Below are 13,669 nucleotides of genomic sequence, written 5' to 3'. Positions count from 1 at the left end.
ATTTTAGGCGTAAAAAAACCGATGTTTTTTTAACATCGGTTTTTCTTGGTACACAACTTAATTAAGCCTTTAACCATTTATCAGCCTTAGCTTGATCTAATACAGTCAACTCAACCGTAGTCAAAGCAACTTCACCACCTTGCAACTCAAATTGTAAAAACTCATCACGGCGGAATGCATAAAGTGTAAATTGACCTTGATGTTTTGCATATTGGCTTAAAAGTTTTTCAGACGCTTTTAAACCATCAATCGCAATGATCACATCATTGGCAGATAAACCCGCTTTTGCGCCAACACCATCACGACGCGCTTGCTGAATGATGACACCCTCAGCTTTTTCAGCAACTTTCAAACCAAATGGAAGTGCTTTTTCATTTTGCAAGCCATAGCTCAAACCAAATTCAGGGAACAATTGATCCAGTGGTAATTCATCTGTGGTATTAATCAAATGATTAATCTGTTCGATCCAATTATCACCCGTCAGTTCATTACACAATTCAACAATCGTACGCTCATTGACTTGCATACCCTTTTGGGTATTTTCATACAAACGGCGCATTAATGCATCCAGACTAGAACCACGTAAACGTAGACCTAAATCTAAACTGAGTGCCACCAAACACCCCTTATTGTAATAACTGGTTCCAGCATTATTTGAGTTTTCATCCTGACGATAAAATTTAATCCAAGCATCAAAACTAGACTCTGAAACAGATTGAATAAAACGTCCTGGATTCTGTAGATAACGATCAATTTGCCCTTTTAGCAACTTTAAATAAGATGCTTGAGAAATCACACCACTGCGATACAGAATCAAATCATCATAATAAGAGGTGAAACCTTCAAAAATCCATAGCAGTGAGGTATAGCCTTCCTGATCCAAGTCATAATTTGCAAAATTTTCAGGACGGATAAATTTAACCAACCACGAGTGAAAATATTCATGGCTACACAACCCAAGGAAGCGTTGATAATCCGCTGAGGGCTCTACAGGTTCATTTGCTTTAGGAAGATCATCACGTGGCGAAATCAGACTGGTACTATTCGGATGCTCTAAACCACCATAACTATTGCCGGTTGCCATGGTCATAAAGGTATAGTTTTCAAAAGGTGCTGAACCAAACATTGAAATTTCTGTACTACAGATTTTTTCAAGATCTTGTTTCATACGCTCTGCATTGATTGTATGCTGACCAGAAATCACAAATTCATGTGGAATCCCACTCGCTTCAAAACTAAAACGAGTTTGTTCTGCCAATTCAAATGGTGCATCAATCAATTGTGCATAATTGTTGGCTTTTAAGGTGTAGCGCCCTTTCACCAAACTTCTTGACTCTAAACCTGTGGCAATTTGAAAATGCTTTAATTCTTCAGGTAAAAATACTTCAACTTCGATTGCTGACTCTTCTTGGTCTTGTAACCCTAGACAGACACAAGCAGGATTGACATATAAACGGGTTTGATCGACATACGCGCCACGTACCGAAAGATCATAGGCGTAAACATCATATTCAACAGTAATCAGTTCATGGTCTGTGTTATATAAACGCCATTTATTTTTTTCAAACTTATTAATTTGCAGCTGACGACCCGCTTCATCATAGGCTTTCACAGATTCGATATGTTTAGAAAATTCACGGATCAAATAGCTACCAGGAATCCATGTAGGAAGTGACAAAACTTGGGTAGGGTTCGCCAGAAAGCGCAATGTGACATGGATGAGGTGCTGACGGTAATCGTCAAATTCAATCTGATAATGCAACATAAATATATATTCGAAAATAGACAGTGAGAAATTACCAATTAGATTAGCATTTTTTTACAAAGTCAGGCGATTTTAGTCGCAATTGTCTACGATTCTGACTAGCGAAGAGTGCAAAAAAGGCATAGCATTCGCAAAGTTTATGCACTCTCGCCATAGGATTGGCTTAAAGGTAAATCTGTTGAAAATTCTTGCTTCTTTTATCGCAATAACGGGCTTGGTTTGCTCCACGTTTGTTAACGCCGCTTTACTTAATATTAATCCGCAATCTGTTGAAGCTGAAGCTTGGACAATATTAGATACGCAATCAGGTCAAACCATTGCTGAATATAATAGTCATGTACAGCGTGCGCCAGCATCCATGACCAAAATGATGGTCGCTTATATTGCGTTGAAAGAACTCAAAGCGGGTCATATCAAAAAAGAAGAGATTATTACTGCAACCCCTGTGGTTCAGATCGTGCAATGGGATGAATCCCAAATGTACCTAAAGCAAGGTGAGCAAATCTCAATCGACCAACTTCTTGCTGGATTGATTGTGATGTCTGCCAATGATGCAGCAGTAACACTGGCAGAACGTATCTCAGGTAGCGTACCTGCATTTGTTGCTCGTATGAATCAAGAAGCACAAGCATTGGGAATGAAGGATACTCATTTTGCCAACCCTCCCGGTATTACCATGCCTGATCATTTTTCGTCAGCTCATGATATGGCGATCTTAGGTCAAGCAGTGACATCACAAACCCCTGAATATATGCATTATTCAGTGATGCCAAGTTTTAGTTATAATCAACATTTTCATCATGCTACCAACCTTGTTTTAAAGTCTGATCCAAGTGTAGATGGTTTAAAAACAGGTTTTACCAAAGCAGCCGGCTATAACTTAGCACTGACAGCGCATCGTCCTTCTGCCATTACAGAGTCTCCTGATCGTCGTTTAATTGTGGTGGTGATGGGTGCAAAAAGTGCAATTAAACGCGCGGAAATTGCACATAAACTGTTAAACTTGGGCTATGCCTATACCCGTGATGAAGTCGCAATTAAAGACAAACAGCTGATTGCTGAGCTTCCTGTAGTTAAATCCACCTTGAAAATGTTTAAGGTTGAAGCAAAAAAACCTCAACTTATAACCACATCGTTATATAACGATGCGACACCAATTGATTTAGCGACTTTTGATGTTGTAAATAGCCGTATTATGAAAACTGAAGCAAATGGTCTATTGGCAACAGTTGAACCGCTTACAACAACTCAAACCCATTTGAATGTTGAACTCAATGAGACATTACTTACCGCACCTTTAGAAAAGATCATGCATTTGGCAAAAGTGAATGTTTATCAAAACAATCAACTGATTCAAAGTTTTGATATTGAAGATGAAGTGCATATCGAACAAGCCTCTTGGTTTGAACGCTTAATGGAATGGATCAAGTCAATTTTTGGAATTTAATTAAAACCAACCAATTTACTTAGATTTATTATATTTATGTAACCTGTAATACAAAAAAAACCTAAACAATTAAATAGAATGGCATATTTATGCCATTCTATTTTCATAACAACAATTTAGGTTTTCTATGTCAAATCTACATCATATCGTGATTGTTGGTGGTGGCGCTGGTGGTTTAGAACTGGTGACTCAACTCGGTGATACGCTTGGAAAGAGTAAAAAAGCAAAAATCACCCTTGTTGACCAAAAACTCACCCATATCTGGAAACCATTGCTGCATGAAATTGCGGCTGGCACCATGAACCCAAGTGATGAAGAAACCAATTATTATGCGCATGCAGCCAAACATCACTATGAATTTGTCTTGGGGCGTTTTGAACATTTAGATCGTGATAACAAAACCATCGAGCTCAGCAAAACCCAAACCAGTAAATATGAATCTAATCAAGAGAAAATCACACTGCATTATGATACCTTAATTCTGGCCGTCGGCTCAGTCTCCAATGACTTTAATACGCCCGGGGTTAAAGAATTTTGCCATTATCTCGACAGTCGCCAACAAGCGGAAGTCTTCCAGCAGGACTTACTGCACTTGTATTTAGATGCTCAAAATAAAAATATTGATCGTGAATTACACATTGCCGTGATTGGTGCAGGCGCAACAGGTGTTGAACTTTCAGCTGAGTTGGTTCAAGCCAAACAGAACTTTTATAAATATGGTTTAAATAAAATTAACCCAAACAATGTCAAAATTACTTTGGTTGAAGGCGCTGATCGTATCTTACCTGCACTTTCTGAAAAAATGGCAGAGCATGCCACACAGCAATTACAACGAATGAAAATAGATGTATTAACGGGCAAACGTGTTGAAAAAGTAGATGCTGAAAAAGTCTATTTTAGTGATGGCACATCTGTAGAAGCACAATTAAAAGTTTGGGCAGCAGGGATAAAAACCCCTAAAGTAATTGCCAATTTAGCAGGCTTTGAAAAAGATCGTATGGGGCGTTTAAACGTATACGCAACCTTACAGACTCAGGCTGATCCAAACATTTTTGCCTTTGGTGATTGCGCCCACTGTATCTTAGATGCAAGAGAAGCACCACTTGGTCCACGTGCACAAGTCGCCAGTCAACAAGCTTCGTTTCTTGTAGATGCAATGAATGCACGTATCAAAGGGCGACCACAGCCAATGTTCCAGTTCGCAGACAAAGGCTCACTGGTATCACTTAGTGAAAATAAAGCGGTCGGTGAGCTACTTGGTCAGGTCAATGTTCAGGGCTTCGTGGCAAAATCGATGTATGTGTCTTTATATCGTATTCATCAAGCGACGATATATGGCTATGCTCATGCAGGCTTGTTAACGGCTAAAGATTTTGTTACACGAAAAATCGCGCCAAAAATAAAATTGCATTGAAATTTAAATTTTTGCCCATATTTATGAAAAAATGGTCAAAATACAGATGAAAATGCAATTTTTTAGTAATTTTAGTCTACAAAAATTGCTTTTCACTTTATGATGTAGCCTTAAAATTATCGATTACCCAATGGATCAATAACATGACTGCTATTGCAAATAACAACGTGGTTTCTTTCCACTATACGCTGACTAACGCTGAGGGTGAAACTCTCGATAAATCACAAGGTGAACCACTTGCATATTTACATGGCGCAGGTAACATCATTCCGGGTTTAGAAAAAGCTTTAGAAGGTAAAACTGTAGGTGACAAATTTACAGTCACTATTCCAGCTGCTGAAGGTTATGGCGAATACAACCCTGACCTCGTTCAAGAAGTTCCTGCTCAAATGTTCCAAGGTGTTGAGAACATTGAAGCTGGTATGCAGTTCCAAGCTCAAACTGATGATGGTGTTCAAATCGTTACTGTTAAAGCAATCGAAGGCGACAACATCATCGTTGATGCTAACTTCCCATTAGCTGGCCAAGATCTTACTTTTGAAGTTGAAATTGCAGAAGTTCGTGATGCATCTCCAGAAGAATTAGAGCACGGTCATGTACACGGTGCAGGTGGTCATCACCACTAAGATCTGATTGATCTGATCGAAAAGGCAAAGTTTTTACTTTGCCTTTTTTATATGTATCCGTTTAAATTGATTAAAATCTAGTGCAATTGAGTCTATTCTGATAAATCCTATGCAAAAACAACTTCTTTGGTTCCGTCAAGACTTGCGTATACAAGATCATACTGCCCTATGGCATGCGGCACAAAGTGGCCCTGTGATTGCACTTGTGATTCTTTCACCTGAACAATGGCAGATGCATGACGATGCACCAATTAAGCTTGATTTCTATTTACGTCAAATTAAAGCCATCCAGCAAGAACTTGCTTCCATTCAAATTCCGCTAATTATTTGCAACATCCCCTTATGGGAAAACATTCCAACCGAGATCAATCAACTGTGCCAAAAACTGGAAATTGAAAATGTACATGCCAATATCGAGTGCGGTGTCAATGAGTTAAATCGAGATTTTCAAGTTCAAACACAACTGAATCAAAGTAAGCGTGATTTGATTTTATATCATGATCGCACGCTGTTCCCTGTGGGTTCAATTCGAAATAAATCCAATCAACCCTATCAAGTTTTTGGCCCATTTAAAAAATATTGCTATGAACAACTGAGTATTTCAATCCCGCAATGCTTCCCTATTCCTGAGACTCAAGCCTTAAATGATACAATAGACGTAGGCAAGTTGAATAACAATAGCCTGCCAACTTTGGCCGAGCTTGGTTTTAAATTCGATCCGAATCAGATCAACAAGCAGTGGCAAATTGGCGAACAATATGCTTTGTATGTCTTGGATGAATTTATTGAAAACAAAGTCCGTCATTATCAACTCGAGCGTGATTTCCCCCAAATTGAAGCTACCAGCCAGCTTTCAGCCTATTTAAATATAGGCATCCTTTCAATTCGACAGTGTTTCAATGCCCTCTTTCGAGCACAATTTGGACATTTTTTTATTGATCATATTGGTCAACAAACATGGCTCGATGAGCTGCTTTGGCGTGAGTTTTATCAGCATATCCTGTTTGATTTCCCTCGTGTGTCAAAGCACTTGCCCTTTAAAATGCCAACACAGCAGCTACAATGGCGCAATGCTCCAAATGATTTAAGCGCTTGGCAAACTGGTCAGACAGGGATTCCTATCGTCGATGCAGGTATGCGCCAGTTACTTTACACAGGCTGGATGCATAATCGGATCCGCATGGTTGTCGCCATGTTTCTCACCAAGAACCTATTGATTGATTGGCGTTTAGGTGAGCAATGGTTTATGCAACACCTTATTGATGGGGATTTGGCTGCCAATAACGGAGGATGGCAATGGTGTGCATCCACAGGAACAGATTCCGTACCTTATTTCCGTATTTTTAACCCTATCAGCCAATCGCAGAAATTTGACGCACAAGGTGATTACATTCGAAAATGGGTTCCAGAACTTGCACATTTAGACGCAAAAACCATTCATGAACCTTATGCAAAAAATCCCAATATAGAGCTCAACTATCCAAAGCCAATTGTGGATTTAAAGCAAAGTCGTATTCGAGCAATTGAAGCTTTTAAGCAGATTTAAAGTCACACTTAAAAGCGTTCTCAATGGTTTGATTAAATCGCTTGCTGATACAATTTAAACGGGTTTTGAGGATGGTTTTTTGGGCGTTCAATCGATTCAAAATAGCAGTAATATTTAAAGATGCGATCCAAAGAAACATAAAGCACTTTTTGTTCTGAAACTGACCAAATTTGTGCGTGATTAGAACCTGATAAGGTACTTCCACTCAATTGGAACAGATAAAAATCTTGTGTACGTTGAACTGGTTTTTGAGTAGCTTGCGTGTCTGAACTTGATGAAACCTGACTGGATGAATTTAATAATCGACATGGTGTATTAATCAGCCATTTTTCACTAAACCATAGTTGCAACAGATCGCCCAAATACAGTTTTTTTTCAGTAAATGGCCAAACATCTAAATAGGCTTGTTCAACTTGGATAAAATATTGTTCAGAATCTTGCAAGATTGAAAGGTAGTTTTCTTGATAAAATAAGAAGTTTTCAAAAATTTGAGAAATAGTAAGCGTATTCATTCGCTGTCTCCTATTTAGCCATTTAGTGCTGGCAAGTTGGTTTTAAATCCACACTGTTTAAGTCAAACTTAAACACTCTTTATGGTTTTAATCTAACAAGACCGTTTCACTATTGCAACTGTAAGAATCAATTTTTTTAATTTATCGATAGATTGCTCAAATAAAAACCATACAGTGTACAAATGAAGAAAAGATGACAGGAAAGGCTTGACCCATAAAGATATATCCTTATAATCGCATTCAGATTCTCCAATAGCTCAGTCGGTAGAGCGACGGACTGTTAATCCGCAGGTCCCTGGTTCGAGCCCAGGTTGGAGAGCCAAATTCTAAAAGCCCACTTTGATAAGTGGGCTTTTTTTATTTCAGAACTCGACACTGGGTGTAACAAATAGACAAGTTTTATGTGCTACTTTCATTTCTAAAAACGACATATAGCCAACCTGTCAAAAAACCCATGCACAAGAATATAAGTTCTCTCAATTCGTATTTTCATTTAAATTATTTACAGAACAACCTTAAAGCCAATCAGCTTAGCCTCACGAATGAACAAATTCTACAACTTGATCAACTTTTTGCACCTGATCAGATACAGGATGAACGTTATCCAAATACAGGCTGGACAGGTATCGAAACTGCCTAAAGCAACAATTTCATCTGATTTTATTAAAGAGTACAACGAAATAGACCAAAGCAATGCTTTGGTCTATTTTTTAATTCAGCTTTTAATCAGATGATAGTTAAGCTGGCACACCACTATGAAAACGGAAGGTCTTATCAGGCGTTAAAATCAAATCCTTCTCTACTTCACGAATCAATTCGATACGTTGCTCAATATCCTCTTCTGGATCTTTTAATTTGGCAGTTTTAGCAACATCTAAAGCCAAAGCTAAATAGTCCTCATAGTGACGAGATTCAGATTTCAACAAGTAACGGTAATATCGACCCAGCTCGTCATCCACCAATGGTGCTAAAGCATAAAATCGTTCACAAGAACGTGCTTCAACAAACGCCCCAATCACCAAAATATCAATCAAAGCTTCTGGTTCATAAGTACGAATTTCCTTACGCAAACCACCTGCGTAGCGACCTGCACTCAGACCTTTCCATTCTTGACCACGCTTGCTCATAAACTCTAACACTTGTTCATAATGCAACATTTCTTCACGAACAAGTTGTGCTAATTTGATCTGCAAATCGGTAAAAAAACTGTAACGGAACATCAAGTTCATTGCTGTTCCCGCCGCTTTCTTTTCACAATTCGCATGATCTTGCATGAGCAATGGGAGATTGTTCAATGCCTCATCCAACCATGCCTTTGGCGTTTCACAGCCTAAAAAAGCAATCACAGGTTGCATGAGTTCATCATAATTCATATTCGACATGATCAATATTCAACAACGTAAATCAAAAATTAAATTAACCAGCTGCATGAAGTGCGGCCTTCATGTCCTTCACTGCTTGTTCCAAACCGACGAAAACACTTTCGGCGATAATCGAATGTCCAATATTGAGTTCATGAATCTGTGGAATTGCAGCAATTGCAGCCACATTGTCCAAATTCAAACCATGACCAGCATTGACGACCAAACCTTTAGATGCTGCGTACTTTGTACCTTTAATAATTCTTTCTAGTTCAATCTGTTGAGCTTCAGCATTTTTAGCGTCTGCATAAGCACCTGTATGCAATTCGATGGTTGGTGCACCACAAGCAATAGCAGCATCAATTTGCGCAAGATCAGCATCAATAAACAAAGATACATCACAACCAATCGCAGTTAATGCCTGAGTCGCGGCTTTCACATCTTCAAAATGTCCAAGCACATCTAAACCACCTTCTGTCGTGATTTCTTGACGTTTCTCTGGCACAAAACAAACATGATGTGGTTGAATCTCTTTTGCAAATGCAACCATTTCATCTGTTACAGCGATTTCCAAGTTCATTCTTGTGGTCAATACAGGTCGCATACGGCGCACATCATCATCTTGAATATGACGACGATCTTCACGTAAGTGTAAAGTGATCCCTTCCGCCCCTGCTTGTTCACAAATTAATGCAGCTTTCACAGGATCAGGATAAGTTGTTCCACGTGCTTGTCTGAGTGTCGCAACATGGTCAATGTTTACACCTAGCAATGCAGCCATAACATTCTCCTAATTCACCAATAAAATAAAATTAACGGCTCAAGGTTTTAGATTGAGCGTTTTGAACCCAAAGCTGACGACTTTTTAATGGTCGATCACCTAAAAGTGAAGTAATCATTTGTCGATAGAGTTTAGCCAATAATTGTAACTGTTCTGGGCTAAAATCCCTACCCTTTTCATAATTTGCCATACTTAGAATTTGTTGCCCCAGCAACGTCCCAGACGAAGTATATGACACTGGTGTAAAGCCTTCCGCCAATTGAAATTGATAACGTTGGGTCAGCATAATCTCTTGTTGATTTGAATCATGCTCATAATCCAGTGGATAACCCAATTCTTCTAACAGTGCATGTTCAAACTGGCGTAAAATTTGTCGGAGAAATAAATCTGCTTGTGGATGTTCAGCCAATTTTTGTAAATGCTGTAAGGTTAAATGGTATTGCTGAAATGTTTCAGACATCATTTCTTCAAGCGGACATAAACGAAGTAGCAGTTCATTTAAATAAAAGCCTGAAAAGAAAGCATCTCCATAAAAGAAAATCGGTTGATTGAGTATTTCGAGTTTTGAAAAGTTTTTAAGCTCGGATTTTCCCGACGCTTGTAAAGTAATCGGTTGATATTGAGGTGGTGGGGTTTGTCTAAGAATACCGTCGACACGACCATGCTCTTGTGTAAATAAGTGCACAATATGACTACGTTCTCTGTATTTTCGATGATGGATTAAATAACCATGCAAGATTTCATTACGCATCTAGCTTGAACTTAATCATCCTTTTCTTTTTTCTTATCATCGTCATCATCCCCGTCAGGGATAACAGCGCCTACAACCGCAGCTGTACCTTTAACCACGCCTTTTGTGGTTTTATACGCAACTTTGACGGGAACTGTCACAATTTTAGTGATACAGCCTTGTAACATGACTATGCAAGCAAGAATTGCTATAACTCGAATCATTTCAGTTCCCAAAAAGTCAATTAAATATCGCTGTAGCCTAAACTTTTTAAAGCACGTTCGTCATCAGACCAACCGCCTTTAACTTTCACCCAAAGTGTTAGCATGATTTTTTGCTCAAACATTTTTTCCATGTCAACACGAGCATCCATACCAATTTTCTTCAGCTTAGCACCTTTTTCACCGATCACTATGGCTTTTTGGCCAGGGCGATCAACAAAAATTGTGGCATCAATATAAGTACATGCTGCTTTAGGACGACCAGTTTTTTCATTCACTGTTGCTTCTTCTGTTTTAAATGATTCAATTTGAACCGTTAAATCATACGGAAGTTCTTCGCCCAACTGACGCATAATTTTCTCACGAATGATTTCACTGGCAAGAAAACGTTCTGAACGGTCAGTTAACTGTTCTAAAGAATACAATGGTGGCTGAAATGGCAGATACTTTTCAATCGCTTCACGCAAATGATCTAAGTTTGCACCACGTAAGGCAGAAACAGGAACAATTTCAGCAAAATTCATCAACTTCGCACGTTCTTGAATCAACGGTAAAATCATACGCTTATTTTCTAAAGTATCGATTTTGTTGATAATCAAAACGACTGGCATTTCTGCATTTTGTAGTTTCTCTAAAACTAAGTCATCATTTGGCGTCCATTTCTGGGCATCTAAAACAAATAGAACCAAATTGACATCGCGTAAGGCAGAATGTGCAGCTTTGTTCATCATTTTATTAATCGCACGCACTTCTTTCTTGTGCATCCCTGGTGTATCAACAAATACAGCCTGAGACTTTTCACGACTATCAATACCAATGATTTTATGGCGTGTCGTTTGTGGCTTACGTGAAGTAATTGACAACTTTTGACCCAATAAATGGTTCATCAATGTCGATTTACCCACATTTGGACGTCCTACAATTGCAACAAATCCACTTCGATAATCCGAAGGGATTTCTGTACCTTGCGAGCTAAAAAATTGATTAATTAACTCATTACCGTTTTCAGACGGCTCGTGATCAGCATCATTGTGATCGGAATGTGTACTCATGCAGTTTACTGCTCCAATATCTTTAAAAAATCCGCCGCGACTGCTTGTTCTGCAAAACGGCGACTTGATCCCTCACCCATCATTTTAGGCAAGCCATCTACTGTACATTCTACTTTAAAATGCTGGTTAGGTGCATCACCCTGAATATCTACGACCTCATAAACTGGGAGATGCTTTTTACGAGCTTGTAGATATTCTTGTAAACGTGATTTTGGATCTTTGAGTTGATCTGTCGGTTCGATATGGTCTAAATAGGGTTCATACCATTTTAAAACAATCGATTCCAATAAAGGCAAATCTCGTGTTTCGGTATAAATCGCGCCAATAATTGCTTCAACAGTATCCGCTAATATTGACTCACGATGATGACCGCCTGATTTCAATTCACCTGTACTTAAAATTAAACTTTGACTTAACTTTAAATCATTTGCAATTTTACCCAGTGCTTCTTGGCGTACCAAAGTTGCACGCATACGCGTCAAACGTCCTTCATTTTCATGAGGATATGCATGATATAAGTAATTTGCGATGATCATACCCAACAATGCATCACCTAAAAACTCTAGGCGCTCATAGTTATATTTATGACTCACCGAGCGATGAGTCAGTGCGAGTTGTAATAACTCGTATTGTTTAAACTGGTAACCGATTCTACTCTGTAAGCGAGGATCACTTACTTTCAACTGACCTTTGATCAAAACTCTTCTCGAAAGTGAGGACTAAATCTATATTCAGCATGAAATTTTTCCGTACTTCATATTTTTTAGTCACTTGTAAACCATCTTTAGTTGATACAGTCGCAATATCCTCAAATTTAGTATCTCGGATATTGTTCATTTCTAACCGTTTATCAACTTCTGTTGCAAATTTCATTGGCGTGATATCAGTAGAGCTTTTATTTATTTGCTCTACAATTTGATTGTTAATCACACGATCATCCCAGTATAAGGGCCATACAGCAACTATGATTTTCAACATAAAAGCTAAGGCAATTATCCCCAATAAAATTCCAATATATGAAGCGCCTTGTTGATTTTTACGCATTTTTTTATCCAACAGGTAAGAATGAATAATCTTTAATCGCAATTGAAAATAATCATATAATTGAGTCAAATACTGTGATGCAATTCAACTAATCATTTTCAATTGTTATAAATTTTTTATCCACTGCAACCCCTGGTGTGATAAAAAACTTTTCCGCGCTATTATCCTTGAAACTGCATCAAGTTGCTAGTTTAAATCATTTGTTCTATTTCATTTTTCTTATAAATCAAGGCAACTTGATAGCTTTAACAGATAAAAATAAAGGTCAACATAAATTGACCTTTATTTGATTTTGTAAATTGTAGTCGATTAGTTAATAGCACCATTGCGACTAAATGAAGGAATTTTAAAACCAGGTTCCTTATGCATCCATACATATATTGCATGACCCGTTAAATTTTCTTCAGGTACAAAGCCCCAAAAACGACTGTCTGCACTTTGGTCACGGTTATCACCCATGGCAAAATATTGACCTTTTGGAACAGTGACTTCCCAGCTTTGACCATTGGATTTTACAAAGCGATCATTTGCTGTTGCTACATATGGTAGGTCTTGTTTCTTCTGTGCATAATTAAATGCTGAAACCAACGTGTTTTGGCCTTCCAACAGACGGACTAAATGCTTATGTGTACCCATCGTTTCATAATAGTAGATTGACTTAGGCGTATCTAAAATATCTTTTTCACGACTAAACTCAGTAGGTACTTGCTCAACATTTTTGCCATTGATTGTGAGTTGACCATTATTGAATTCAAGATGGTCACCTGGTAAACCAATAATACGCTTGATGTAGCTAATTTTAGGGTTTTCTGGATAACGGAAAACAGCAACATCACCACGTTGTGGCTCACCAATATCAATAATCTTGGTATTGGTAATCGGTAAACGTACCCCATACTGGAATTTGTTCACCAAAATATAATCACCCGTCTCTAAAGTGGGTACCATAGAATCAGAAGGAATATTAAACGGTTCAAATAAGAATGAACGCAATACCAAAACCACTGCTAGAACAGGCCAGAAATCATATGCCCATGAAATAATGACATTTTCATTCCCCTTACCTTTGGTTGCACGTTGTTTCAGTACAAACTTATCCAGTAACCATAGCCCAAAAAATATAAGCGTTGCAGGAACGAGAATTAAATTAAAATCAAAATCCATGAGCAA

At 38.3% G+C, this 13,669-nt stretch carries 15 protein-coding genes and 1 tRNA gene; 6 read left to right on the top strand and 10 right to left on the bottom strand.

Annotation, left to right across the window (positions count from 1 at the left end):
* Window positions 1–61: 61 nt before the first annotated feature.
* Window positions 62–1,765, bottom strand: a complete 1,704-nt coding sequence (locus AC4CVF_RS03100; protein ID WP_490788861.1) for a M61 family metallopeptidase — start codon at window positions 1,763–1,765, stop codon at window positions 62–64.
* A gap of 178 nt (window positions 1,766–1,943) precedes the next feature.
* On the opposite strand from AC4CVF_RS03100, the gene AC4CVF_RS03095 reads away from it, so the two are divergent.
* The 4 genes from AC4CVF_RS03095 to AC4CVF_RS03080 all read left to right on the top strand — a co-directional run bounded on the left by AC4CVF_RS03095 (window position 1,944) and on the right by AC4CVF_RS03080 (window position 6,798).
* Window positions 1,944–3,212 (top strand): D-alanyl-D-alanine carboxypeptidase PBP6B, encoded by a 1,269-nt coding sequence (locus AC4CVF_RS03095; protein WP_490788860.1) that lies wholly within the window; start codon window positions 1,944–1,946, stop codon window positions 3,210–3,212.
* 127 nt (window positions 3,213–3,339) lie between these two features.
* Window positions 3,340–4,626, top strand: a complete 1,287-nt coding sequence (locus tag AC4CVF_RS03090) for an NAD(P)/FAD-dependent oxidoreductase (RefSeq protein WP_336951721.1) — start codon at window positions 3,340–3,342, stop codon at window positions 4,624–4,626.
* 143 nt (window positions 4,627–4,769) lie between these two features.
* Window positions 4,770–5,252, top strand: coding sequence for an FKBP-type peptidyl-prolyl cis-trans isomerase (locus AC4CVF_RS03085; RefSeq protein WP_004717066.1), 483 nt, complete (start codon window positions 4,770–4,772; stop codon window positions 5,250–5,252).
* Window positions 5,253–5,361: 109 nt separating this feature from the next.
* Window positions 5,362–6,798: a cryptochrome/photolyase family protein gene (locus AC4CVF_RS03080; RefSeq protein ID WP_419820187.1), complete on the top strand. Its 1,437-nt coding sequence runs from the start codon at window positions 5,362–5,364 to the stop codon at window positions 6,796–6,798.
* Window positions 6,799–6,830: 32 nt separating this feature from the next.
* On the opposite strand, the gene AC4CVF_RS03075 is transcribed toward AC4CVF_RS03080, so the two are convergent.
* On the bottom strand, window positions 6,831–7,310 hold the full coding sequence (locus AC4CVF_RS03075; RefSeq protein WP_419327179.1) for a hypothetical protein: 480 nt from the start codon (window positions 7,308–7,310) through the stop codon (window positions 6,831–6,833).
* Window positions 7,311–7,556: 246 nt separating this feature from the next.
* On the opposite strand from AC4CVF_RS03075, the gene AC4CVF_RS03070 reads away from it, so the two are divergent.
* Together AC4CVF_RS03070 and AC4CVF_RS03065 are read left to right on the top strand one after the other, a co-directional pair.
* Window positions 7,557–7,632 (top strand) — tRNA-Asn (locus AC4CVF_RS03070).
* A gap of 132 nt (window positions 7,633–7,764) precedes the next feature.
* Window positions 7,765–7,950, top strand: a complete 186-nt coding sequence (locus AC4CVF_RS03065; protein WP_419359456.1) for a hypothetical protein — start codon at window positions 7,765–7,767, stop codon at window positions 7,948–7,950.
* Window positions 7,951–8,047: 97 nt separating this feature from the next.
* On the opposite strand, the gene AC4CVF_RS03060 is transcribed toward AC4CVF_RS03065, so the two are convergent.
* The 8 genes from AC4CVF_RS03060 to lepB all read right to left on the bottom strand — a co-directional run bounded on the left by AC4CVF_RS03060 (window position 8,048) and on the right by lepB (window position 13,663).
* Window positions 8,048–8,692, bottom strand: a complete 645-nt coding sequence (locus AC4CVF_RS03060) for a MiaE family protein (protein ID WP_336951728.1) — start codon at window positions 8,690–8,692, stop codon at window positions 8,048–8,050.
* A gap of 34 nt (window positions 8,693–8,726) precedes the next feature.
* Window positions 8,727–9,452, bottom strand: a complete 726-nt coding sequence (pdxJ, locus tag AC4CVF_RS03055) for a pyridoxine 5'-phosphate synthase (protein ID WP_419359455.1) — start codon at window positions 9,450–9,452, stop codon at window positions 8,727–8,729.
* 31 nt (window positions 9,453–9,483) lie between these two features.
* The gene (gene recO / locus AC4CVF_RS03050) at window positions 9,484–10,203 is read right to left on the bottom strand and encodes a DNA repair protein RecO (RefSeq protein WP_336951731.1); all 720 of its coding nucleotides are present in this window, start codon (window positions 10,201–10,203) and stop codon (window positions 9,484–9,486) included.
* Window positions 10,204–10,214: 11 nt separating this feature from the next.
* Complete coding sequence (locus AC4CVF_RS03045) at window positions 10,215–10,406, bottom strand: NF038104 family lipoprotein (protein ID WP_336951733.1); 192 nt, start codon at window positions 10,404–10,406, stop codon at window positions 10,215–10,217.
* 20 nt (window positions 10,407–10,426) lie between these two features.
* The gene (gene era / locus AC4CVF_RS03040; protein ID WP_004823128.1) at window positions 10,427–11,455 is read right to left on the bottom strand and encodes a GTPase Era; all 1,029 of its coding nucleotides are present in this window, start codon (window positions 11,453–11,455) and stop codon (window positions 10,427–10,429) included.
* Between the two features lie 5 nt (window positions 11,456–11,460).
* Window positions 11,461–12,153 carry a ribonuclease III gene (rnc, locus tag AC4CVF_RS03035; RefSeq protein WP_004717088.1) on the bottom strand — a complete coding sequence of 231 codons (693 nt, stop codon included), beginning with the start codon at window positions 12,151–12,153 and terminating at the stop codon, window positions 11,461–11,463.
* The gene (locus AC4CVF_RS03030; RefSeq protein WP_336951736.1) at window positions 12,125–12,499 is read right to left on the bottom strand and encodes a DUF4845 domain-containing protein; all 375 of its coding nucleotides are present in this window, start codon (window positions 12,497–12,499) and stop codon (window positions 12,125–12,127) included. The genes rnc and AC4CVF_RS03030 overlap by 29 nt, the downstream gene beginning before the upstream one ends.
* A gap of 309 nt (window positions 12,500–12,808) precedes the next feature.
* Window positions 12,809–13,663, bottom strand: a complete 855-nt coding sequence (gene lepB / locus AC4CVF_RS03025; RefSeq protein WP_336951737.1) for a signal peptidase I — start codon at window positions 13,661–13,663, stop codon at window positions 12,809–12,811.
* Window positions 13,664–13,669 lie beyond the last annotated feature (6 nt).

It is taken from the genome of Acinetobacter sp. LipI_19, assembly GCF_058242925.1.
The sequence above is the reverse complement of the archived record's forward strand: the minus strand, read 5'-3'. Positions and strand labels throughout refer to the sequence as shown.